This is a genomic window from Gordonibacter sp. An230, from assembly GCF_002159915.1.
Taxonomy (GTDB): domain Bacteria; phylum Actinomycetota; class Coriobacteriia; order Coriobacteriales; family Eggerthellaceae; genus Rubneribacter.
The window spans coordinates 113,781-135,158 of the sequence record NZ_NFJP01000007.1 but is presented as its reverse complement, the minus strand read 5'-3'; the positions used below and the strand labels follow the sequence as shown (position 1 = coordinate 135,158).

Annotated in this window: 19 protein-coding genes; 12 read left to right on the top strand and 7 right to left on the bottom strand. The window is 65.3% G+C overall.

Annotation, left to right across the window (positions count from 1 at the left end; all coding sequences use genetic code 11):
- Nucleotides 1-45 precede the first annotated feature (45 nt).
- Nucleotides 46-402, bottom strand: coding sequence for a YxeA family protein (locus B5F40_RS05505; RefSeq protein ID WP_087193372.1), 357 nt, complete (start codon nt 400-402; stop codon nt 46-48).
- A gap of 468 nt (nt 403-870) precedes the next feature.
- Between B5F40_RS05505 and B5F40_RS05500 the strand changes: the two genes are divergently transcribed.
- From B5F40_RS05500 to B5F40_RS05485, 4 genes are all read left to right on the top strand, one after another.
- Nucleotides 871-2,214: a DNA polymerase Y family protein gene (locus tag B5F40_RS05500; RefSeq protein ID WP_087193371.1), complete on the top strand. Its 1,344-nt coding sequence runs from the start codon at nt 871-873 to the stop codon at nt 2,212-2,214.
- A 186-nt stretch (nt 2,215-2,400) separates the two neighbouring features.
- The gene (locus tag B5F40_RS05495) at nt 2,401-2,676 is read left to right on the top strand and encodes an outer dense fiber protein 1 (RefSeq protein ID WP_087193388.1); all 276 of its coding nucleotides are present in this window, start codon (nt 2,401-2,403) and stop codon (nt 2,674-2,676) included.
- Between the two features lie 88 nt (nt 2,677-2,764).
- Nucleotides 2,765-3,220 (top strand): GNAT family N-acetyltransferase, encoded by a 456-nt coding sequence (locus B5F40_RS05490; protein WP_087193387.1) that lies wholly within the window; start codon nt 2,765-2,767, stop codon nt 3,218-3,220.
- Nucleotides 3,221-3,604: 384 nt separating this feature from the next.
- Nucleotides 3,605-4,300, top strand: a complete 696-nt coding sequence (locus tag B5F40_RS05485) for a pentapeptide repeat-containing protein (protein WP_239442923.1) — start codon at nt 3,605-3,607, stop codon at nt 4,298-4,300.
- Nucleotides 4,301-4,425: 125 nt separating this feature from the next.
- Here B5F40_RS05485 and B5F40_RS05480 read toward each other — a convergent pair whose 3' ends face one another.
- Complete coding sequence (locus tag B5F40_RS05480; protein ID WP_087193369.1) at nt 4,426-5,310, bottom strand: LysR family transcriptional regulator; 885 nt, start codon at nt 5,308-5,310, stop codon at nt 4,426-4,428.
- 151 nt (nt 5,311-5,461) lie between these two features.
- Here B5F40_RS05480 and B5F40_RS05475 point away from each other — a divergent pair, with 151 nt between their 5' ends.
- The 5 genes from B5F40_RS05475 to B5F40_RS05455 all read left to right on the top strand — a co-directional run bounded on the left by B5F40_RS05475 (nt 5,462) and on the right by B5F40_RS05455 (nt 9,713).
- Nucleotides 5,462-6,664: an MFS transporter gene (locus B5F40_RS05475; RefSeq protein WP_204217336.1), complete on the top strand. Its 1,203-nt coding sequence runs from the start codon at nt 5,462-5,464 to the stop codon at nt 6,662-6,664.
- Nucleotides 6,665-6,819: 155 nt separating this feature from the next.
- Nucleotides 6,820-7,989: an iron-containing alcohol dehydrogenase gene (locus B5F40_RS05470; RefSeq protein WP_087193367.1), complete on the top strand. Its 1,170-nt coding sequence runs from the start codon at nt 6,820-6,822 to the stop codon at nt 7,987-7,989.
- A 30-nt stretch (nt 7,990-8,019) separates the two neighbouring features.
- Complete coding sequence (locus B5F40_RS05465) at nt 8,020-8,553, top strand: flavodoxin family protein (protein WP_087193366.1); 534 nt, start codon at nt 8,020-8,022, stop codon at nt 8,551-8,553.
- Nucleotides 8,554-8,609: 56 nt separating this feature from the next.
- On the top strand, nt 8,610-9,092 hold the full coding sequence (locus B5F40_RS05460; RefSeq protein ID WP_087193365.1) for a flavodoxin: 483 nt from the start codon (nt 8,610-8,612) through the stop codon (nt 9,090-9,092).
- Between the two features lie 33 nt (nt 9,093-9,125).
- The gene (locus B5F40_RS05455) at nt 9,126-9,713 is read left to right on the top strand and encodes a flavodoxin family protein (protein ID WP_087193364.1); all 588 of its coding nucleotides are present in this window, start codon (nt 9,126-9,128) and stop codon (nt 9,711-9,713) included.
- On the opposite strand, the gene B5F40_RS05450 is transcribed toward B5F40_RS05455, so the two are convergent.
- Both B5F40_RS05450 and ahcY read right to left on the bottom strand, forming a co-directional pair.
- Nucleotides 9,698-10,795 (bottom strand): aldo/keto reductase, encoded by a 1,098-nt coding sequence (locus tag B5F40_RS05450; protein WP_087193363.1) that lies wholly within the window; start codon nt 10,793-10,795, stop codon nt 9,698-9,700. The genes B5F40_RS05455 and B5F40_RS05450 overlap by 16 nt on opposite strands.
- A 337-nt stretch (nt 10,796-11,132) precedes the next feature.
- Nucleotides 11,133-12,398 (bottom strand): adenosylhomocysteinase, encoded by a 1,266-nt coding sequence (ahcY, locus tag B5F40_RS05445; protein WP_087193362.1) that lies wholly within the window; start codon nt 12,396-12,398, stop codon nt 11,133-11,135.
- A 459-nt stretch (nt 12,399-12,857) separates the two neighbouring features.
- On the opposite strand from ahcY, the gene B5F40_RS05440 reads away from it, so the two are divergent.
- Nucleotides 12,858-14,186 (top strand): glycosyltransferase family 2 protein, encoded by a 1,329-nt coding sequence (locus B5F40_RS05440; protein WP_087193361.1) that lies wholly within the window; start codon nt 12,858-12,860, stop codon nt 14,184-14,186.
- Between the two features lie 1,017 nt (nt 14,187-15,203).
- Here the strand turns inward: B5F40_RS05440 and B5F40_RS05435 are convergent.
- Nucleotides 15,204-15,971: a ComF family protein gene (locus B5F40_RS05435; protein ID WP_087193386.1), complete on the bottom strand. Its 768-nt coding sequence runs from the start codon at nt 15,969-15,971 to the stop codon at nt 15,204-15,206.
- A 605-nt stretch (nt 15,972-16,576) separates the two neighbouring features.
- Here B5F40_RS05435 and B5F40_RS05430 point away from each other — a divergent pair.
- Together B5F40_RS05430 and larB are read left to right on the top strand one after the other, a co-directional pair.
- Nucleotides 16,577-17,584, top strand: a complete 1,008-nt coding sequence (locus B5F40_RS05430) for a substrate-binding periplasmic protein (RefSeq protein WP_087193360.1) — start codon at nt 16,577-16,579, stop codon at nt 17,582-17,584.
- A gap of 131 nt (nt 17,585-17,715) precedes the next feature.
- Nucleotides 17,716-19,077 carry a nickel pincer cofactor biosynthesis protein LarB gene (gene larB, locus B5F40_RS16625; protein ID WP_239442922.1) on the top strand — a complete coding sequence of 454 codons (1,362 nt, stop codon included), beginning with the start codon at nt 17,716-17,718 and terminating at the stop codon, nt 19,075-19,077.
- Between the two features lie 363 nt (nt 19,078-19,440).
- Here larB and B5F40_RS05420 read toward each other — a convergent pair whose 3' ends face one another.
- Complete coding sequence (locus B5F40_RS05420; RefSeq protein ID WP_087193359.1) at nt 19,441-20,370, bottom strand: SufB/SufD family protein; 930 nt, start codon at nt 20,368-20,370, stop codon at nt 19,441-19,443.
- 92 nt (nt 20,371-20,462) lie between these two features.
- A complete protein-coding gene (locus tag B5F40_RS05415) occupies nt 20,463-21,239 on the bottom strand; it encodes an ABC transporter ATP-binding protein (RefSeq protein ID WP_087193358.1) in 777 nt (258 codons plus the stop codon).
- Nucleotides 21,240-21,378: the final 139 nt, after the last annotated feature.

The following is a 21,378-nucleotide window of genomic DNA, read 5'->3' as shown; positions in this document are numbered from 1 at the left end:
TGGGCGATCTGGGCGGTCGCGGTTTCCGATTCGCAGCGCTGGTCGTCACCCTTTCCCAAGCGCGTCGAGCACGGCGCTGGGAAGCTCTTCGGGCGTTCGCTCCTCCCAGGCCACCACACCGCGCAAGGGCTTGGTCTCCAGCTCGAGGTAGGCCCCGTCGCGCAGTTCGCGCTCGGTCTGGAACGACACCTCGCTCCTTGTCCCGTTTGTGTCGACGGCTTCGAGTTGGTACTCGTACTTCATGCCGGCTCGCGGCTCGATAGGGCTTACCTGGGCGTTGTCGATGCGCGTGTAGATGCGCCCGCTCTCGCCGTAAAAGGCCCAACCGGCTGCGCTCGCGAGCGCAGCCACGATGACGGCTGCGATCACGAGGGCGATCAAAGGCTTCGATCTACCGTGCATGGTCCGTCTCCTTTCCGTTCGGCGGCTCGATCATCCTTCCGGTCGGCGCGAGCCTCTTTCCCATGGTTTCCTCCCGTCTCTCTTCCGACGGCCTCCAGTTTAGGAGCGGTTCCTTACGGAACGCTTGGCGGCTCCTTACGGCTGCCTTGCCTTCGCGCGGGAAGGGCCGTTCGGACGCGCCCCCTTCGCCCGGACGTCGCGCCCGATCGATTCTCGGCGCAGTCTCCGACCCCGATGGCCGTTCCGCGGAAGGCTGGCGCGTGGCGTTTCCTCCGCTCCTTTCCGCCGCTCGGTCCATGCGCCCGTTGCGCCATGGCGCCCGTCTTGCGGAGCGGAAGCGCCGGGGCGGCCCTTGCCCCCTATGGGCGCTGTTGCCGAAACTCCACGTTCTGTTCGCTTGCGCCTTGCCCGCTTTTATGCGAACATGCGTTCCCTTAAAGAAACGGATCGAAGAGAAGGGGGATCGATATGTCGACGGCGTGGGGACGAAGCGTTCCCGAGACGTTCGGCGGGCGCGTGATTGGCTCTCCGGAGGGCGCAGACGTGCGCCGCGCGATTCTCCATTCGGACATGAACGCGTTCTACGCGAGCGTCGAACAAGCCGAGCGACCCGAACTGCGCGACGTGCCGCTCGTGGTGGGAGGGCGGGAGGAGACGCGCCACGGCATCGTGCTCGCAAAGAGCGCACGTGCGAAGGAGGCCGGCGTGAAGACGGGCGAGGCGCTGTGGGAGGCGCGCGCGAAGTGCCCGGGGCTTGTGACGGTGCCGCCTCGCTACGACGTGTACCGACGCTACTCGGAGCTGGCGCAGGGCATCTACTGTCAGTACACCGATCTCGTGGAGCCGTTCGGTCTCGACGAATGCTGGCTCGACCTCACGGGGTCGCTTTCGCTCTCGGGCGGAGACGCGCTGCGCGTGGCGACCGAGATCAGCGAGCGCGTCAAAGCGGAGCTGGGCTGCACGGTGTCCGTCGGCGTATCGTGGAACAAGGTGTTCGCGAAGTTCGGCAGCGATTTGCGCAAGCCCGACGCAGTCACCGCCGTCACCCCGGAGAACTACCGGCGGCTCGTATGGGATGCGCCGGTGGGCGACCTTCTGTACGTGGGACCGGCCACGCGCGCCAAACTGCACTCGTCGGGCATCGACCGCATCGGTGAGCTTGCGTGCGCCTCGCCGGAGCTCCTGCGTCGCCGCCTTGGGAAGGTGGGCCTTGTGCTGCGCGCGTTCGCGCGAGGCGAAGACGCGACGCCGGTTGCGCCCTTCGGCACGGTCCGCGGATGCCGGGAACGCCCGATCAAAAGCGTCGGCAACGGACTGACCTGCCCGCACGACATCGATCGTCCCGAGGATGCGAAGGCGCTCGTGTACCTCCTCGCCGAATCGGTGGCGCAGCGGCTGCGCGAGGCGAGGCTGCGCGCCTCCACCGTGGCGATCGGCGTGCGCGACGCGCGCGACCTTGCGAGCTATGGTCGCCAGACCACGCTTCCGCGCGCAACGAGCGCGACGGGCTTGATTGCGCGAACGGCTTGGGAGCTGCTCGCGGCATCCGAGCCGCTCGACGGGTCGCATCCTTTGCGCGGCCTGCATGTGCGTGCGTCGAACCTCGAGCCAGGGGACGCGCCTCAGCAGCTTGATCTGGGCTTCGATGCGCGGCGACGCATGCTCGAAGAGCTGGATGAGACGATAGACGATTTGCGTCGCCGCTTCGGCAACGCCTGCGTCCGCCGCGGCACGGAGCTTCTGGACGAGAGCCTTCTCGACGTGGATGTGAAGCGCGACAACACGGTGCATCCGGAAGGCTGGTTCGGATGACCCGCCGATCGGGTGGCCGCCCCGATGCCCGATGTCCTCGCCTCCGGGCCCGTCGCGTTCGCAAAGGCTCCATGCTTGAAGCGCATCGCCTTGGCGATCCTGCCGATCGCGGTTCCTGTCGATCCGCCGCGTCGACGGGGCGGTTCCGGTTCGTGCGCGATGCGAGCGAAGGAAGGAGGTTTCGCCATGGTGAGGGGGATCGCGGGAAGGCGGAAGCGGTACGTGGAGGTGGAGGCGACGTTCCTCGAAAACGGGAGCGTCGTGCCGCGCGCCGTCGTGTGGGGCGACGGACGGCGTTTTCCGGTGCGCGCCGTATTCGGCGTGCGCGCGTGCGCCTCGCTCAAAACGGGTGGCGAAGGCGTGCGCTACGACGTGCTCGTGGGCCGCGCGCGGACGTTTCTCTTCCACGAACGTCCGCGCTGGTTCGTGGAGGAGATCGTGCTCGAAGGAGGCGATGTCTGATAAAATGACGGGGTCGCGTTGCGGCTGCCGCGTCTCGCGCGGTTTTCCGTTCGTCGGCATTCCGTTTCCGTTGAAAAGGAGATTTCCCGTGCGCATCGAAACGCCGGAGGAGCGGTCGGGCGAGCTGGTTGCCGCCCTTGTGGACATTTGGGAGCGTTCGGTGCGGGCGACGCACGACTTCCTTTCGGAAGGCGATGTCGCGCTCCTGCGTCCTGAGGTGGGCCCCGGCGTCGAAGGCGTGGCGGCCCTCGCCGTGGCGTACGGAGACGACGGCGCGCCCTGCGGCTTCGCAGGCGTGCAGGACGGCAAGCTCGAGATGCTGTTCGTCGCCCCCGAAATTCGTGGGCACGGGGTGGGGAGCGCCCTGCTCTCGCTTGCGGTGGAGCGTTTCGGCGTGGAGACGCTCGATGTGAACGAGCAGAATCCGCAGGCGGTCGGCTTCTACGAGCACGAAGGCTTCGTCGTGGTCGATCGCTCGCCTGTGGACGACGCGGGCCGTCCCTGGCCGCTTCTGCACTTGCGTTTGGAAGGGGACCGTCGCTGACGATTTCGGCGGCGCTGCGACGCGCCAGGCCGCGCTGTCGACCTTTGCAAGGGGTCGGGGCCTTTTTCCGCGCCCTGTCGCTTTTCCGACGGGGAAGGGGCGGGTCGGAGGGTCTCCTTCCCCGTCGCAAAAAGGGCGAATGAGGGAGGGCGGGGTTCCTGCACCGCCCGATCGATCACCCCGTTGCGACGTACGGTGAAGACGCCCGATCCGTTGCTGCGGGATGCGCTCGGGGGAATGCTGCAGGGGCGCGTCGGCGGTGCGGGCCGTCGTTCGGTCCGAGGCGCAGGTTGCGTTGATGCCTCCTCGCGTCCCGCCAAGGCGATGCTTTGCTATCATGGCAGGATGATCGCGCTTGTGCAACGCCATGCGAAAGGAGCCTTCGTGCCCGACCATGCCTCCCGTAAAACCGTGCTCGCCCCATCGCTCCGATCGGCGGATCCGGCTGTCCCCGATCGCCTTGGGGAGGCGGCGAGCCTCTCCGAATGGATCGCGCTCGAGTGCGACGGCGACGCATGCGTCGCTCATGTGCGGATCGCGGGAGATGCGGTCGAGGGAGCCGATTTCGCGCTCCTCGAGTTGGGCGAGTCGCGCGTGGAGGGGTGCTCCTACGTCGGCTGCGACTTCGAGCGGGCCACGGTGGCCGACGTGGCGTTCTCGAACTGCGACTTCTCCAACTCGACGTTCTCGCAGGCGAACTTCACGCGCTGCACGTTCTCGTCCTGCAAGTTCACGGGCGCCGACTTCCTGGAGGCGGTGCTCTCGCGCATCGAGGCGCGCGACTCTTCGTTCTCCTACGCCTCGCTTGCGAAAACCAAGCTCGAGGACGTGCGCATGAGCTGCTGCGACTTCTCCCATGCCGATCTGGCCGAGCTGCGCCAGCGACGAGTCGAGTTCGACGACGTGCGCTTCGCGGGCACGAGCTTCTTCCGCGCGAACCTCGAGGGCGTGGACTTCTCCACGTGCCAGCTGGCCGACATCGTGCTGTCCGACGCGATGGGGGAGCTGCGCGGGTGCTCGATGGACCTGCTCCAGGCCGCCGGCATCGCGCGGCGTTTGGGCGTGAACATCAAGGACTGAGCGCCGCGCAGCGCTCGCCGCCGCGTTTCCGAAGAGCTACGGCGCATGACCGGAGGGGATTGCCTTTGCGGCCTGCATCCGGAAGGATGGCGACATCTCGCCGGATGTTTTGCGCTGCCGGCATTCTACGGACTGGCTTCCCAGAGTTCGCGAGCTGTGTCGCGGAAGGCTGCTGCGGCGGGGGAGAGCGGCTGATGCCGCTTCCACGCCAAGACGAGGCGGGATTCCCTCGACGGTCGGAGCGGCTTGAAGGATAGGCCGCTCGCGTCGTCTGCCGCCACGATGCCGCCCAGCCCGATGGCGTAGCCGAGCCCCTGCCGCGCCATGACGGAGGCGTTGTACAGCAGGTTGTAGGTTGCCACTACGTTCAGCTGCTCGGGGCGGCAGCCGAGCCACGCGGCTGCCTCGTCCGCGATTTGGCGCGACACGATGAGCGGTTTGTCGCGCAGGTCGTCGGGAGTCACGAACGCACGGCGCGCCAGCGGATCGTCGACCGGCATGAGAGCGCCCCATTCGTCGGCTCCGGGCAGGGGAAGCGTCTCGTACTTCTCCAAGCTCACCGTGCCTACGAACAGGCAGAAGTCCACATGCCCCATGTCGAGGCGCTCGATGACGTCTTGCGCATCGCCGCTGACGAGGTGGATGCGCATGCGGGGATGGCGTTCGCGCAGCAGCTGAGCAGCCTCGGCGAGCCGCTTCACGGCGGGCGTTTCCCCCGCGGCGATGCGAACGTCGCCTGAAAGCTCGTTGCCCAGCGAGCGGAGCTCGGCTTCGGCGAGGTCGGCGAGGTCGACTAATTGCTCGGCGCGCTTACGCAGCTGCGCGCCCGCTTCCGTGAGCGCGATCCTCTGGCCGCCCCCGCGCGTGAACAGCGTTGCGCCCAGCTCGTGTTCCAGCTCTTTCACCTGCCGCGACAGCGTTGGCTGCGAGAGGTGCAGCGACTGCGCCGCTCCCGAGATGGTCCCTTCGCGCACGATGGCGAGGAAGTGGCGCAGTGCCCGCAGCTCCATCGTCCTCCCCCTTTGCTACAGCAAATTATAGAAAAATAGAATGAATATATATCAATCATAAGCATTTTACATGAAGAAGAGACGTTCGTACAATCGTTGGGCGAAAAGGAGCGCGGTGTCCGCGGGCGTGCGGAAGCGAAGGAGAGAAGCGGTGCGCGATAAGAATCTTCTACTGTTCGTACTGGCGGTCGGCGTGTTCGGCATTCTGAACACCGAGATGGGCGTAGTGGGCGTTCTGCCGCAGGTGGCGGAGCGGTTCTCCGTCAGCGTGCCGGACGCGGGGCTTTTGGTGAGCGGGTTCGCGCTCGTGGTGGCCGTGGCGGGCCCCACGATGCCGCTGCTGTTCTCGCGCGTGAACCGCAAGACGGTCATGCTGTTGGCCCTCGGCGTGTTCTCCGCCTGCAATGCGGTGTCGGTTTTCGCATCCAGCTTCGAGGTGCTTCTGGCCGCCCGCATTGCGCCGGCGGCGTTTCATCCGCTGTATGTTTCGATGGCGTTGGCCGTGGCGGCGCAGACGGGCCGGACCGCCGCCGAATCGGCGAAGGCGTCCTCGCGCGTGTTCGTTGGCGTGTCGGCTGGCATGGTGCTGGGCGTGCCGGTGGCCAGCTGCCTGGCCAGCATGGTGTCGCTGTCCGCGTCGATGGCGTTTTTCGCCGTCGTCACCATCGCAGTGTTCGTCGCAACGCTCATGCTGGTGCCCTCTATGCCGGTGGGCGCGCCGCTTGCCTACGGCGCGCAGCTCGCCATTCTGAGAAAGCCGGTGCTGTGGGCGTCTTTGCTGACGGTTGCATTGGTGAACGGCGCAATGTTCGGCTTCTACAGCTTCCTGGCCGATTTCCTGGGCACGGTGTCGGGCATGGGCGCTGTGGGCGTGGGCTCCGTGCTTTTGTTCTACGGCGCAGCGAATATCGTCGGCAACGTGCTGTCCGGAAAGATGCTGGCGGGAAACGCCACGCGCACGCTGATGATCGTCCCGTTTGCCCTTGCGGCGTGCTATGCGGCGCTGTTCGTGGCGGGAACGCTCGCGGCAGCCGCGATAGCGACGGCGCTTGTGCTGGGCGTGCTCGCTGGCATCATGAACAACGCGAATCAGTATCTGGTGGCGCGCGCCGCGCCCGAGGCGCCCGACTTTTCGAACGGCCTGTACCTCACGGCGGCGAACGCGGGCACCACGTTGGGCACCGCCCTATGCGGCCTGATCATCACTCTGGCGGGCACGCGTTTCGCCCCTGCGGGAGCGCTCGCGCTCCTCGCGGCGGGCGTCGTGTCCGCAGCCGTGCGGTTGCGGCTTTCCGCGCGCGGTGCGTCGGGGGATGGGGCCTTGACTTCGAGCAGGCTCCAAGCGCTACGCTAGAGCCACGCAAGGCGGCGGCGCGCGTATCGAGGTGGGCGGACGGTTCGAGGTGCGCCGGTCTGCGGAAGGGCGTCGTCGGGACGGGGAGCGGCGTTCCACGTTCGAAACGAAAGGGCATGCGGTGCCGGGCGCGCCGCGATGAAAGGAGAAAGACTATGCAAGGCAACTTCACCTACTGCAATCCCACGAAGCTCGTCTTCGGCAAGGACGCGCTGGACGGCCTGGCCGCCGAGCTGGCCCAGCACGGCCCGCGCGTGCAGCTGGCCTACGGCGGCGGCTCCATCAAGAGGACGGGCCTGTACGACCGGGTGATGGCCATCCTGCGCGAGGCCGGCAAGGAGGTGTTCGAGGACGCGGGCGTGATGCCCAACCCCACCGTGGAGAAACTGCGCGAGGGCGCGGCCATCGCGCGCGACAACGACGTGGACCTCATCCTGGCCGTGGGCGGCGGCTCGGTGGTGGACTACGCGAAGGCCGTGGGCGTGTCGGCGCACTGCGAGGAGGACCCGTGGGAGAAGTACTACCTGCGCATGGAGGAGCCCTCATGCCGCATCGTGCCGGTGGGCTGCATCCTCACGATGGCGGGCACGGGCTCTGAAATGAACGGCGGCGCGGTCATCACGAACCATGACAGCAAGCTGAAGATCGGGCATGTGTTCGCCAACCCCGAGGCGTTCCCGCGCTTTGCCATCCTGAACCCCGAGCTTACCTACACGGTGCCGAAGTACCAGATGATCGCCGGCATCTTCGATGTCATGTCGCACCTCATGGAGCAGTACTTCTCGGGTGATGACGACAGCACGTCGGACTACCTCATGGAGGGCCTCATGCGCTCGCTCGTGCGCGCGAGCCGCGCGGCGGTGGCGAATCCGACCGATTACGAGGCGCGCAGCAACATCATGTGGACGGCCACGTGGGCGCTGAACACGCTCGTGTCGAAGGGCAAGGCCACCGATTGGGAGGTGCATATGATCGGCCAGGCCATCGGCGCCTACACCGACGCCACGCACGGCATGACGCTCTCGGCGGTGTCGCCCGCGTACTACCGCTTGGTCATGCCGTACGGGCTGGAGAGGTTCGCGCGGTTTGCCCGCACGGTGTGGGAGGTGCCGGCCGAGGGGCGCACACGCGAGGAGTTGGCCGCCGCCGGCATCGACGCGCTGGAGGCGTGGATGCGCGAGATCGGCTGCGTGATGGGCATCGCCGAGCTGGGGGTGACCGACGACATGCTGGAGGGCATCGCGGACGCCACCTTCATCATGGAGGGCGGCTACAAGGTGCTTTCCCGCGAGGACGTGCTGTCCGTCCTGCGCGCGAGCAGATAGCGGCAGAGAGAGGGCGAGAGAGGAGAGCCTGTGAGGATATTCATGATGAAGGGCAGCCCGCACAAGCGCGGGTCGTCGAACCTGCTGGCGGAGCGCTTCGCCGAGGGCGCGCGCGAAGCGGGCCATGAGGTGGAGGCGTTCGACGTGGCGAAGGCGCGCATCGCCCCCTGCCTGGGGTGCGACGCATGCCGAAGGACCGGGCGGTGCCGCTACGACGACGACATGGCTGCGGTGCGCGACGGCTTGCTGGGCTCCGACATGGCGGTGTTCGTGACGCCGCTTTACTACTTCGGTATGTCGGCCCAGCTGAAAACCGCGATAGACCGCTTCTACGCTTTCAACGCGGAACTGTCGGGCAAGCGTTTGGATGCCGCGCTCGTCGCTGCGGCGTGGGACGACAAGGATTGGACGATGCGCGATTTGGCGGGACACTATCAGACGATCTGCCGTTACCTGGGCCTCGAGGATCGGGGCATGGTGCTTGGTGCGGGCTGCGGCACTCCCGCCATGACCGGCGCCTCGCCCCTCATGCGGAAAGCCTACGATCTGGGCCGCTCTCTGTAGCGAAAGGATGCTTTCGGAACGAGCGCACGACGGTGTTGATGGAAAGGAACGGTATCATGGGAAAGACGTTGGTTGCGTACTTTTCGGCGACGGGGACCACGGAGCGGCTGGCGCGGGCGCTGGCGGAGGTGACAGGGGCCGACCTGCACGGCATAGAGCCGGCGCAGCCCTACACGGCGGCTGACTTGAACTGGCACGACGCGTGCTCGCGCAGCAGCGTGGAGATGAACGACCCCGCCTCGCGCCCCGCCATCGCGAACAAGGTGGCGGATATGGGGTGCTACGACACGGTGTTCGTGGGATTTCCCATCTGGTGGTACGTGGCGCCCACGATCGTCAACGCGTTTCTGGAGGCCTACGACTTCTCCGGAAAGACGGTGATCCCCTTCGCCACCTCTGGTGGCAGCGGCATGGGCAAGACCGATGCCGTGCTGCGGAAATGCTGCGCGTCCGAGACGCGCTGGAAGCCCGGCCGCTGCTTCCACGGCGGCGTCGACGCGGCCGTGCTGCGCGCATGGGTGGAGGGCCTGGGGCTGTGACGTGCAACCGGTTTCGAGCAAGGGGGAGCGCAAATGAAGGTTTTGGCGATCAACGGCAGCGCCCGGAAAGACGGGAACACCTCGATTTTGATCGACCGGTTGTTTGAAAAGCTGAACCGAGAAGGTGTTGAAACGGAGATGGTTCAGCTCTCCGGGCAAGTCATCGAACCATGCAGAGCATGCTGGGCCTGTGGAGGACAGCGTAACTGCGTCCATCGCAAAGATGCTTTCCGCGAGATTTTCGACAAAATGAAAGAAGCCGACGGAATCATTCTCGGATCCCCGGTTTACATGGCGAACATGTCTGCCAACATGCAGGCGTTTCTGGAGCGGGCATCGGTCGTGACGGATATGAACCGGGATGCGGGGCTATTCCGGCGCAAAGTCGGAGCCGCCGTCACCGCGGCCCGGCGTGCGGGCGCGGTGAACGCGCTGGATGCGATGAACCACTTCTTTCTGCTTCAAGAGATGTTCGTGGTGGGTTCCTGTTACTGGCCGATGGCTTACGGGCAGATGCCGGGAGATGTTCGAGACGATGCGGAAGGGTTGGACATCATGAGCTCTCTCGGGAAGAACATGGCCTATCTTTTAAGGGCGTTGGCCCTCTACGCTCCGAAGTAGGCGGCTATCTCCCGCATGCGCGCGCCCTGCCTCACGCCGAAGGGGCAGCGCGTGTCGCAATGGCCGCATTGGATGCAGTCGCCCGCATGGCGCTCCAGCCCGCGGTAGTGGTCGGCGGCCAGCGCGTCGCCCAAGCGCGCGAGGTCGTAGTACTTGTTCGCCAGCCCTATCTGGATGCCCCGCGGGCATGGCTGGCAGTGGTTGCAGTACACACACGACCCCTCGGCTGCGGGCGGCGCGAACGCGCCCAGCACGGAGTAGTCGCGCTCCTCGTCGCTGGCGTCGAAGTACGCCAGCACGTCCAGCAGATCACGCTCGCCTCGCACACCGGGCAGTACCGATACCACGCCGGGCTTGTCGAGCGCGTATTGGATGCACTGCGCCTTGGTGAGCGCGCGTTTGAATGGCGACGCCGCCGCGTCGAGCAGCTGCCCGCCCGCGAACGCCTTCATCACCGAGATGCCCACGCCGGCGGCCTCGAACTCGCGGTAGAGCCGCGCGCGGTCGTCCGCCGCACCCTTGCCGTACTCCGACGCGTCGGTGTAATCGTACAGGGGGTTCAGGCTGAACATGCCCCAGTCCATCGCGCCGGTCGCCAGGAAGCGCCGCGCCATCCCCACGTCGTGCGTGCTGAACGCGAGGTGGCGGATGACGCCCTCCTTCTTCATCCGGCATGCGTAATCCCAGATGCCGCCGTTCATCACTTTGTCGAAGTCGGCGTCCTCGTCGATGCAGTGGATGAAGCCGAAGTCGGCGTAGTCGGTTTCCAGCGTGCGCAGGCGCTCTTCGAACTGGCCGATGGCGAGCGCGGCGTCGGTCGTCCAGCCGTATTTGCCGCTCGTGTAGTCCGCGCCGATATGCACCTGCACAAGCGCTCGGTCGCGCTGGCCCTTGAGCGCCCGCGTGTAGCCCTCGAAGGGCGCGGCCTCGCTGGGGATGAAGTCGAACAGGTTCACGCCCGCATCGAGCGCGAGGCGCACCGTCCGCTCCACTTCCCTCGTGTCGGCTGCATGGATGCTGCCCATGCCCAGCCCTATGACGCTCACGCTCTGGCCGCTGCGCGGCACGGTGCGGTATTCCATAGCCGGCTCCTCTCGTCTTGTTGCCGAGGTCCAGTATGCTCTTTGGAGCGTACTCCAAGTCAAGAGGGGGGCAGGGCAGGGGTTCGTTTGGATGAGTACCCACGATAGGAAGCCTCGTCCCCAGCAATTCAACGGAGAGCGAAGGGCAGGGCGGAGGTTCGCTTGGATGAGGTCGAATGCGCCTGGTCCTTGGGCGAGAGCGACCGGAGGGAGCAGAGGTGCGAGGGGAGCAGGGGAGGAGGCCGAGGGGCCGAGGAGGTTCGAGGGGGCGGGGCTGTTTTGGAGGAGCGGGGATCGCGCCGCCCCGCTCCCGTTCGCGCCTCTCGTCAAGTGCGGTCTACAGCGTCTCGAAGTTCCAGCTGTTCATGTACTTGATCTGCTCCTCGGTGAGCTCGTCGATGGCGATGCCGAGCGTCTCCAGCTTCACGCGCGCCACGCCCTCGTCGATGGCGGCCGGCACGTCGTACACCTTGTTCTCCAACTCGCCCGCATGCTGGTAGAGGTACTCGGCGGCCAGCGCCTGGTTCGCGAAACTCATGTCCATGACGCTCGCGGGGTGCCCCTCGGCGCACGACAGGTTCACGAGGCGTCCCTGCGCCAGCACGATGACCGTGCGGCCGTCCGCGAGCGTGTACTCCTCCACGAGCGGCTTCAGCTCCTCCTTCTTCACGGCGTGCTCCTCAAGCCACACGAGGTTGATCTCGGAGTCGAAGTGGCCGGAGTTGCAGATGATCGCGCCGTCCTTCATGTTCTCGAAGGCCGGGCCGTCCACCACCTTGCAGTTGCCGGTGACGGTCACCCACACGTCGGCGAAGCGCGCCGCCTCGGCCGCGGGCATCACCTCGTAGCCCTCCATGTGCGCCTCGAGCGCCTTCAAGGGGTCCACCTCGCACACGATCACGCGCATGCCCATGCCCTTCGCGCGCAGGGCGAGTCCGCTGCCGCAGTAGCCGTAGCCCGAGATGACGATGGTGCGGCCGCACAGAAGGCGGTTCGTGGCGCGGATGATGCCGTCGAGCGTGGACTGGCCGGTGCCGTAGTGGTTGTCGAAGCAGTGCTTCGTGTTGGCGTCGTTGATGTTGAATACGGGGTAGGCGAGCGTGCCCTCGGCCGCCATGGACATGAGGCGCACGACGCCCGTCGTGGTCTCCTCGGTGCCGCCAACCACGCCGGCCAGCTTGTCGGTGAAGCGGGTGTGCAGCGCGGTGTCGAGGTCGGCGCCGTCGTCCATGATGATCTGCGGGTCGGTGGCGATGACGGCCTCGATATGGCGGTTGTAGGTGTCGGCGTCCTCGCCGGCGATGGCGAACACGCTGATGCCGAAGTCGCGCACGAGCGCGGCGGCCGTGTCGTCCTGGGTGGACAACGGGTTGCTCGCGCACAGCGCCACCTGCGCGCCGGAGGCCGTGAGCGCGCGCATGAGGTTCGCCGTCTCGGTGGTCACGTGCATGCAGGCGCCGATGCGCACGCCCGCAAGCGGCTTCTCGCGCTCGAAGCGCTCGCGGATGGACGCGAGCACGGGCATGTCGCGGTCGGCCCACAGGATGCGGGCAAGGCCCTCGTCGGCCAGGTTGATGTCCTTGATGTCGTGGTTCTCGGGCATGATGCCTCCAAACGATGCGGTGTGCGTGTCTTATTCGATCGGCTTTTGAGAATATCACAGGGTGGCGCACGGCCTTGGAGGGGGATCGTCCGTTTCATAAAACGGACGGAGGACACAGGAAGGCAAGTGCTCGCCGGGAGGCGTGGTTGAGAGCATTCGTCCAGGTGCTTATGGAGTTCGTATGCAGAACGTGTGTTCTTCCCGGTGATTTCTTCGGTGAAAAAGGAAGAAACGGCAACGAAGAGCTTCGTTGTCGGTCTTCTCGCCAGGTGGGCAGCTATAATCTCATCCGTTTGGAACAGCGCTCGACCTTTCGACGCCCCGGCGCGGCGGGTCTGCGGCGCTGCGCGATCCTTGATTGGAGGCGCGGGCGTCCTCGAAGGATAGGACGCCTCCTCATCGTCGGGAGCGCGACGGCACGGCCGCGAGGAGGAAGGGCGGCCTGACAAAGGAGCAAAGGTGCTGGACCAGTTTTTCTCGCAGATCTCGTTCGTCGATATCTTCAACTTCAGCGTGTTCCTCGTGTTCACGATTTGCTACACGTATCAGCTCTACTACGTGTTCGTGGTGCTGACGCGCAAGCCCAAGCGGCTCGAGGCGAAGCGCAACCACAAGTTCGCCGCCGTCATCTCGGCGCGCAACGAGAGCGCCGTCATCGGCGACCTCATCCACTCCATCAAAGTGCAGAACTACCCTTCAGGCCTCATCGACGTGTTCGTGATCGCCGACAACTGCACCGACGACACGGCCAAGGTGGCCCGCGAGGCCGGCGCCATCGTGTTCCCCCGCTTCAATCAGAAGGAGGTGGGGAAGGGCTACGCGCTCGACTACGGCTTCCAGGCCATCCGCGAGCAGTACGGCGACCGCGGCTACGAGGCGTACTTCGTCTTCGACGCCGACAACGTGCTCGACGTGAATTACTTCCGCGAGATGAACAAGACCTTCGATGCCGGCGCGAAGGCCTCCACGAGCTACCGCAACTCAAAGAACTACGACTCGAACTGGATCTCCGCCGGTTACGCCGTGTGGTTTCTGCGCGAGGCGAAATTCCTCAACCAGGCGCGCCTCACGCTTAACACGAGCTGCGCGGTGTCCGGCACGGGCTTTTTCGTCGCCGCCGACATCATAGAAAGGAACGGCGGCTGGAAGTGGCACTTGCTCACCGAGGACATCGAGTTCTCGGCGAACAGCATCCTCGAGGGCACGCGCATCAGCTACACGCCCACGGCCGTCCTCTACGATGAGCAGCCCATCACCTTCCGCGATTCGTGGAACCAGCGCTTCCGCTGGGCCAAGGGCTTCTATCAGGTATTCTGGCACTATGGAGCGCGTTTGGCCAAGGGCGTCGCCACCAATCCGAAAGGTTCGCGTTTCGCATGCTACGATATGCTGATGACCATCGCTCCGGGCATGCTTTTAACCATCGTGTCGGTGCTGTTCAACGCCATCATCGTCTTCCTCAGCCTCACCGGCGCCATGTCCACGGGCATCATGGTGGCCTCGTCGGTGTCCTCCATCTGCTTCTGCCTGATGAACTATCTCGTGTTCATGTTCATGTTCGGCGTGCTGACCACGTTCGTCGAGTGGGACTCCATCCGCTCCACCACGGCGAAGAAGGTGCGCTACATGTTCACCTTCCCGTTCTTCATGCTCACTTACGTGCCCATCGCGCTCGTGGCGCTTGTGAAAAAGTGCAACTGGAAGCCCATCAGGCACAGCATCTCGGTGGACGTGGCGGAGCTCTCGGAGGCGTCCCGTGCCGAGTCGCGGAGCGAGCGCATGATGTAGCCTGCGGCGGATCGGCTCGCAATGGGCGAAGGAGGCTCTGCGAAGGCTTCGGGGACGGGTGCGGCGGTTGGCTCGGCTCCGGCTGGCGGCGATTTGGCGGAGACCGCTGCGCGTTTAGGCGCGAATTTCGATCTGTGGCAATGGAATGGACGATCGAAAGAATACTGACCTGAGGTTTTTCCGAGAGGCAGCGAAGAACCGATCTGAAAACTACCGAATCGCTGCCACGGGCTCAATTCCGTGCCAAACGCGCTTTCCTCGCTGCTAAACTCCATTGACATCGTCTAGGACGGCCTGTCTCGCAAGGCTCTGCCAGCGCTTCGGAAGGTTCCGCCCGTCGGGCGGAAAGGGAATCCGAAACGTCTGGTCGGAAGGGTTGGTGCGAGATCAGGCGAACATGTGTTCGTGTTAACGGTGGTTTGGCGGCGAAATACTCTCCTCCATGTTGAACCGCCATCGGTAAGCGCTCGCGCTCGCTGGACCTCGGGCAGGGTCGTTGGGCCGGTCGATGCGAAGGACCTCCTGTCTAGAGACAAGGGCTTTGTCTTGTCGGAAGGGCCGTGCACGACCGGCCGTTTCCGGTCCCTGCGGGCTGCGGCGCGGCATGGGCGGATCGGCTCCGTGGTGGGAAACGACGGAAGGCCGCGCTCGGAAGGCGACGGATCGGCGACGGCGAAGCCCTCGCCGCGCATCCTTAGTCGGCTCGCTCGGGCGAGTGCCTTCTATCGGAAAGCGCCGTGCGCGATGGCGGCTTTCCGTCGTTTTCAGCCATGGCCGGCGCCTCTTCCTGTTCGGTCGAGGTCGGCGCGGGCTCGCACCCGTTGAGCTTGGAGCGGTTCCTCGCGATCGGACGCGGCAGGGCGCCTTGTTGGGCGAAAGGAACTCCGCGAAGCCGCTGCCGAGGTCGTGCGCAACGGCCTGCCCGACCCTTGCGAACGACGGCTCGGCAGAGGGTCGATTCGTCATCGGCCGGACGCATCCGACAGGCTTTCGGGTACGGTTTTTGCGAGAGCCTCCTTACCAGACGCGTGCGAAAGTGAGGCAGAAAACGGTGCGGGCGCCTGCCGCGCGGACGGCGTCGGAGGCGGCGAACAGGGTGGCGCCGGTGGTGCACACATCGTCAACGATGATCGCCGACGACGGCGCGCTCGCGCCAGGCAAAGGGGCGAAGCGGCCCTGCATATTCTCCAGGCGACCGCGGCGGGCGAGCGCGCGCTGATCGTGGGCATGCGGCGGGGCCAGCAGGGGCGCCACAGCCAGTCCGAGGCGCTCGGCCACTGCTCGCGAAAGCTCGTCGATATGGTCAAAACCCCGCTTCCTGCGGGCTGCGGAGGTGGCCGGCACGGGCACGACGGCCGGACTCCCGGCAAGCCAAGAAGGCGGAACCAAAGGGGCCATCAGCGCGGCCATGGCGTCGGCGAGCCGTCGTTCGCCGGCATCCTTCCAGGTGCGCACGATGCGGGCCGTCGCGTCGTCGTAAGCGGCTGCGCTCGCGCAGCCGTCGAAGGGCAGGCGATCGCGTCCCGAGGCGGCCAGCATCACGTCGTTGCACTCGCTGCACTGCACGCGTCCGAACGGGGCGCCGCAGCGCGGGCAGGCACGCCACCAGTCGATGTGCGGCAGATCGAGGCTGCATCGTGCGCACAACACCTCACCAGGCTCGTCACATACGGCGCAACGGGTGGGCCACAACGTCTCTGCGAACGCTTCGGCGGCGCCGTGAGCGTACAGTTTCGCCGTGCTCAGAAAACCTGCGCGCCGCGGCGAGGGCGGATTCGCCGCCATCGTGGCGCGCAGGTCCTCTGCGGGCGGGTCGGGGAATGCGGTTTCGAAGATCCTCATCCGCCGAGGATAGCATGGGCTGCCCCACGTTTCGAACAACGCGCGATAATGCCGAGCGCTCGTCGGTCCAACACGCTTCCGGCGTCGATTCCGCATGGATGTCGCGCGCCGCGCTCTCGTTTCCCACGCGGGTTCCATGCGGTTGGCGCGTGCGATGATCGTATGCGGCTGGCGCGCGTCGAACGCGCAATTCGGGCGGATGCGGCGACGGTCGCGCTATTCCCGCAGATTCTGCGCCGCGGCTTCCGGGGCTTTTCATGTTCTGATACACTAGCCATGCTTCTTTCGAGTCTGTAGTTGCGGGCGTTTCGCCTCAGTCCACGGCAGATGCGGTCGAAAGGACCCACGTAAGCCGCGCCCTGCGCGGCGATCATGGCGTATCCTAGAGGTAAGACGCACCGCCCGTTTACTCGATGCGGCATACCGCCGCGACGGGCGAGAGGGCATGGGCGCAAGCTCCGCTCCGGTGCGCGAGTGTGGGGGCAAAGACTAGGTCAGTCGGAAGAAGCGCATGCAAACGACGCACGCTAGATGGAGGCCCACCGGTTATGAAGCGCATGAAGAGGCTCGCGACCTGCTGTCTTGCGGTCGCGTGCGCTGCGGCTCTGCTCGTCTCGTTGTCGGGTTGCTCGTCGAAGGAGGCCTACACGCCGCCCGACAAGACCCCGACGCTCTCGTCTCCGACCATCGGAAAGGACGGCACGCTGCGCGTCGGCGTGAACGCGGACAGCGCGCCGCTTGCCGGGCAGCTCTCCGATTCCGGCAAGATCGTCGGCGTGGACGTGGATGTTGCCGCCGCTTTGGCGGACAGCTTCGGTTTGAAGCTCGAGGTCGTTGACGTCGGCGCAGATCTGGAGGGGGCTCTTTCGGACGGTCGCGTCGATATCGTCATGGGCGTCGACAAGTCCGACACCGACGCGGCGTTCTGGAAGTCGGAGGCCTATCTGCCCACCGCAGTGGCCCTTTTCTCCGCAGAGCCGAACGCCGAGGTTCCCACGAACGACTCGGAGCCCTCCGTAGCCGCCCAAATATCCTCGAAGAGCGCTTGGGCCGTCACCAACGAGTTTGACCAAGGGACCATCACCACCACCGACAACCTCAAGAACGCGTTCTCCGAGCTGGAGTCAGGCCAGGTGCAGTATGTTGCCGCCGACGCGGTCATCGGAACCTACGCTGCGCACAATGCCGGCGACGATGTGCACATCGTTGCGCTCATGCAGCAACCGAGCGGTTACAGCGTAGGCGTGCTCGACAGCAACACCGATCTCAAGACGGCTGTTTCCGATGCGCTCGCCTCGCTCACCGGGAACGGTGTGATCTCGGTTATCGAGACGAAATGGCTCGGTGGGCCTCTCGACCTGTCCGCGACGCCCTTGACCGAGGGTGCGTCGGCCGCATCGACGGGTTCGGAGGATGACGGCGAGTCGGAGGTTCTCGGCGGGGAAGGCGGGGACGTCGGAACCGGGGAAGCTACCGGCGATGAAGGCGACGGCTCCGAGCCCTCTTCCGAAGCTGGGGGGAACGCCGTGCAGCCAGAGGACGTCGCCCTTCTTTGAGGCGCCGTCGAATATGATATGGTAACGGGCGGGGTCGGGGCGCAGAGCGCGCCGGCCCCGTTTTGCTTGACTTGGAGTGCGCTCTATATGGTTCAATGGACGCGTACGGGCCGACGACGAGGGAGGAATCCATGGAAACGCGGGAGTTGCGTGCGCTGCTCGAGCGGGTGGCGAAGGGAGAGGCGTCCATCGACGAGGCAGAATGCGCCTTGCGCACGGCTCCGTTCACCGATCTCGGATACGCGAAGGCCGACCATCATCGCGGAATGCGCCAAGGAGTGTCCGAGGTGGTGTACGGCGAAGGGAAGACGGCCGGGCAGATCGCGGGCATCTGCCGCGCGCTTGCGTGCGCCGGCCAAAAGCGGGTGCTCGTAACGCGTCTCGACGCCAAGAAGGCCGCCGAGGTGGAGCGCCTGCTCTTCGATGGGGATGACGCCGTGCCGCTTTCGTTCGAGTACCGGGATTTGCCGCGCATCGGCATTCTCGGAGAGCTTCCCGAGCCGGACGGAGAGGGCTCCGTGGTTGTCGCGGCGGCTGGCACGAGCGACCTGCCCGTTGCCGAGGAGGCTGCTGTGACGGCCGAGGTGCTGGGCAACGAGGTCGTTCGCCTTTACGATGTAGGGGTGGCTGGCATCCATCGGCTGCTCGCCCATATGGACGAGATCGCCGCCGCGCGTGCCGTGGTGGCCGTGGCCGGCATGGAAGGCGCGTTGGCCAGCGTCGTGGGCGGCCTGGCGTCATGTCCGGTTATCGCCGTGCCGACGAGCGTGGGCTACGGCGCGAGCTTCGGCGGGGTGGCGGCGCTTTTGGCCATGCTCAACTCGTGTGCGTCGGGCGTGTCGGTGGTCAACATCGACAACGGCTTCGGTGCGGGTTACCAGGCCCATCTCGTCAACCATGCGCGCGCGTCCTTGTCTTGCGGGAAAGGCTCCGAAGCGAATCCGACGCTTCGCTGGAACCTCGAGGAGAACGCCACGCGCCGCCATCTTCTGCATGAGACGCTTCTTCATCTTCCCAAAGCCCGACGGGCGCAGGTGCTTTCGGATGCGAAGGGCGCTGGCGTGCCCGACTCCCATCATCACGATTTGAGGGAGGTGCTGGCCACCATCGATGGACTCTCCGCGAGCGGTCGCGTGAAGGACGACATGCGCGCGGTTTACCGCATCCTCGCCGAAGCCGAGGCGTCAGCACACGGTTGTTCGGTGGACGAGACGCATTTCCACGAGGTGGGCAACGGAGAGGCGCTCGAGAACGTGCTCGCGATCTGCCTGGCCGTAGAGGCCCTCGGCCCCGTTGAGGTCGTTGCCACGCGCGTGCAGGTCGGCTCGGGCACGGTTGTGTGCGCCCATGGCGAACTGCCAATTCCCGCGCCGGCAACGGCCGCTATCATCGCTCGTGGAATCTCCGTATGCGAGCGCCGTCTGCCGGGGGAGCGCTGCACGCCTACGTCTGCGGCCGTTATCCTGCATTTCGTTGACCGGTTCGAGGATTGACCCTGCCTTTTTCATTGGGGCTTCCGTCTCCGGTCAAGGAGCCTCTTCACGTTGCGTCCTTCGCCTGCCTGCGGCTGGGCGCCCGGAATGTTCCATGCGAGACGTTCGTTCGCATGAGAATGGGGAGGTTGAGAATGGGCCGCTTGCGAGCAAGTTTCGAGTCCGAAGGAGGGTGGTCGGCTGCAGATTGGTCCGCTACTTTCAAATCACCCACCTGCCTTCATCTCGTCTAATCCGATTTCTTGCAATGGGCCTCTCGCGCGAGGCGCTCCTCTGGCTGCATGGAAAACGCCCGCCGATCCGCAGAGGTTCGGCGGGCGTTTCGCGGTTCGGGCGTTCTCGATGAAGACGGTTCGTCAGCCTCTAGTTCAGGAAGTCCTCGAGGATCTCCTGCTCGGCTTCCTCCTCGGTGAGCCCGAGCGTCATGAGCTTCACGATCTGGTCGCCGGCGATCTTGCCGATGGCTGCCTCGTGCACCAGAAGCGCGTCCTCGCTGGCAGCCTCGATGCCGGGGATCGCGGTGACGTTTGCCTTGCCCATGATGATGGCATCGCACTGCACATGACCGCGGCACTGCGCCTCACCGATGACGAGCGGGTTGAAGATCTGCTTGGAGTTGTCCTGCGCCACCGAGCGCGAGATCACCTGCACGCTGGAGTCGTCGCCCTTGAGCTCCACCTTCATGTTCGAGGTGGCCACCTGGTCGTCGTGCGTGAGCAGCTTCTCGGTGAGCACCAGCTTCGCGCCCGCGCCCAGCTCGGCGTTCGTATCGCGCACGGTGGACGACACGCCGCGCAGCTGCGTGAGCTCCATCTCGCAGCTCGAGTTCTCTTCCATGATGACGTTCGTCACGGGGTTGAGGATGCGCTCGCCGGTGCCGGTGCCCTCGCCGTAGTGCTTCTCCACGTATTTGACATGGGAGTTCTTCCCGCAGTAGAACGTGTGGATGCCGTCGTGCTCGGAGGCCTGGTGGCTCTTGTTGTGGATGCCGCAGCCGGCGATGATGGTTACGTCGCAGTCGTCCTCGATGTAGAACGTATTGTACACGACGTCCTTGAGGCCCGCCTGCGTCACGATGACGGGGATGTACACCGTCTCGCCCTTCGTGCCGGCCTTGATGCGGATGTCGATGCCGGGGTTGTCGGTCTTCGTGGCGATCTCGATGTTCGCCGACGAGTGGCGCTCGACGAGCTTTCCATCCTTGCGAATGTTGAAGGCTCCTTTCGGCATGCCGTGTATGTTGGCGATTTCGGCGAGCAGGCTCTCGTCGATGGGGGACAAATCAACAGCCATGATGGCCTCCTTCGTGGGTAGTGTCCGTATTGCGCTCTCGCTTAAAGGCGAACGAATGTTTCATGTGAAACATTCGGCGCGGCACGGGCGGGTTAGCAGGTGGTGGGGATCTCGGTGATGTGCAGCTCGGTGGGGGTGCTCAGCTGACAGCCGGGGATGCCTTTCGACACGAAGCCCAGCTTCGGCATGAGCTCGTCGGGCGTGCCCGTCTCGGCCACCTTGCCGTCGCGCAAAAGCACGATCTCGTCGGCCAGCTGGATGATGCGCTCCTGGTGCGAGATGATCACGATGGAGCGCCCGTCGCGTGCCTCGTGGATGTCGCGGAACGTCTCGGTCAGGCGGTCGAAGCTCCACAGATCGATGCCGGCTTCGGGCTCGTCGTAGATGGCCAGCTTCGGATCGCGCGCGAGGATGGTGGCGATCTCGATGCGCTTCACCTCGCCGCCTGAAAGGTTCTTGTCCACCTCGCGCGTGAGGTAGCTCGCCGAGCACAGGCCCACCTTGGCCAGGTACTCGTTGCAGGCCAGCATCGGCAGCTTCTTGCCGGCTGCGATGTCGAGGAGCTTCTTCACTTTCATGCCCTTGAAGCGCGCGGGTTGCTGGAAGCCGTAGCCGATGCCGCGCTTGGCTCGCTCGGTGATGGGCAGGTCGGTGACATCCTCGCCGTCGAAAACGATCCGGCCACCCGTGGGTCGTTCCACGCCCATGATGAGCTTTGCGAGCGTGGACTTGCCGCCGCCGTTCGGGCCGGTGATCACCGTGAAGCGGTCGTCGGGGATGGTGAGGGACAGGTTGTCGATGATGCGTTTCGTCTCCTTCGAGCCCTCGGACAAGGGCACCTCGAAAGAGAGGTTCTTGAGTTCAAGCATGATGTGCGGCCTCTCTGTCTGTTCGCGTTAATTGATGCTCTATTACTATCATTTAAACGACGCCCCGTCAAGCACCGCGCCGCACGGGCGGGAAGGGAAGCGTCGTCTCGCCGGCAAACGGACGGGACAGTTCCGATCC

Coding starts and splice junctions, on each gene's coding strand:
- B5F40_RS05505 (WP_087193372.1), bottom strand. CDS start 402: ATGCACGGTAGATCGAAGCCTTTGATCGCCCTCGTGATCGCAGCCGTC.
- B5F40_RS05500 (WP_087193371.1), top strand. CDS start 871: ATGTCGACGGCGTGGGGACGAAGCGTTCCCGAGACGTTCGGCGGGCGC.
- B5F40_RS05495 (WP_087193388.1), top strand. CDS start 2,401: ATGGTGAGGGGGATCGCGGGAAGGCGGAAGCGGTACGTGGAGGTGGAG.
- B5F40_RS05480 (WP_087193369.1), bottom strand. CDS start 5,310: ATGGAGCTGCGGGCACTGCGCCACTTCCTCGCCATCGTGCGCGAAGGG.
- B5F40_RS05470 (WP_087193367.1), top strand. CDS start 6,820: ATGCAAGGCAACTTCACCTACTGCAATCCCACGAAGCTCGTCTTCGGC.
- B5F40_RS05460 (WP_087193365.1), top strand. CDS start 8,610: ATGGGAAAGACGTTGGTTGCGTACTTTTCGGCGACGGGGACCACGGAG.
- B5F40_RS05455 (WP_087193364.1), top strand. CDS start 9,126: ATGAAGGTTTTGGCGATCAACGGCAGCGCCCGGAAAGACGGGAACACC.
- B5F40_RS05450 (WP_087193363.1), bottom strand. CDS start 10,795: ATGGAATACCGCACCGTGCCGCGCAGCGGCCAGAGCGTGAGCGTCATA.
- ahcY (WP_087193362.1), bottom strand. CDS start 12,398: ATGCCCGAGAACCACGACATCAAGGACATCAACCTGGCCGACGAGGGC.
- B5F40_RS05435 (WP_087193386.1), bottom strand. CDS start 15,971: ATGGCGGCGAATCCGCCCTCGCCGCGGCGCGCAGGTTTTCTGAGCACG.
- B5F40_RS05430 (WP_087193360.1), top strand. CDS start 16,577: ATGAAGCGCATGAAGAGGCTCGCGACCTGCTGTCTTGCGGTCGCGTGC.
- larB (WP_239442922.1), top strand. CDS start 17,716: ATGGAAACGCGGGAGTTGCGTGCGCTGCTCGAGCGGGTGGCGAAGGGA.
- B5F40_RS05420 (WP_087193359.1), bottom strand. CDS start 20,370: ATGGCTGTTGATTTGTCCCCCATCGACGAGAGCCTGCTCGCCGAAATC.
- B5F40_RS05415 (WP_087193358.1), bottom strand. CDS start 21,239: ATGCTTGAACTCAAGAACCTCTCTTTCGAGGTGCCCTTGTCCGAGGGC.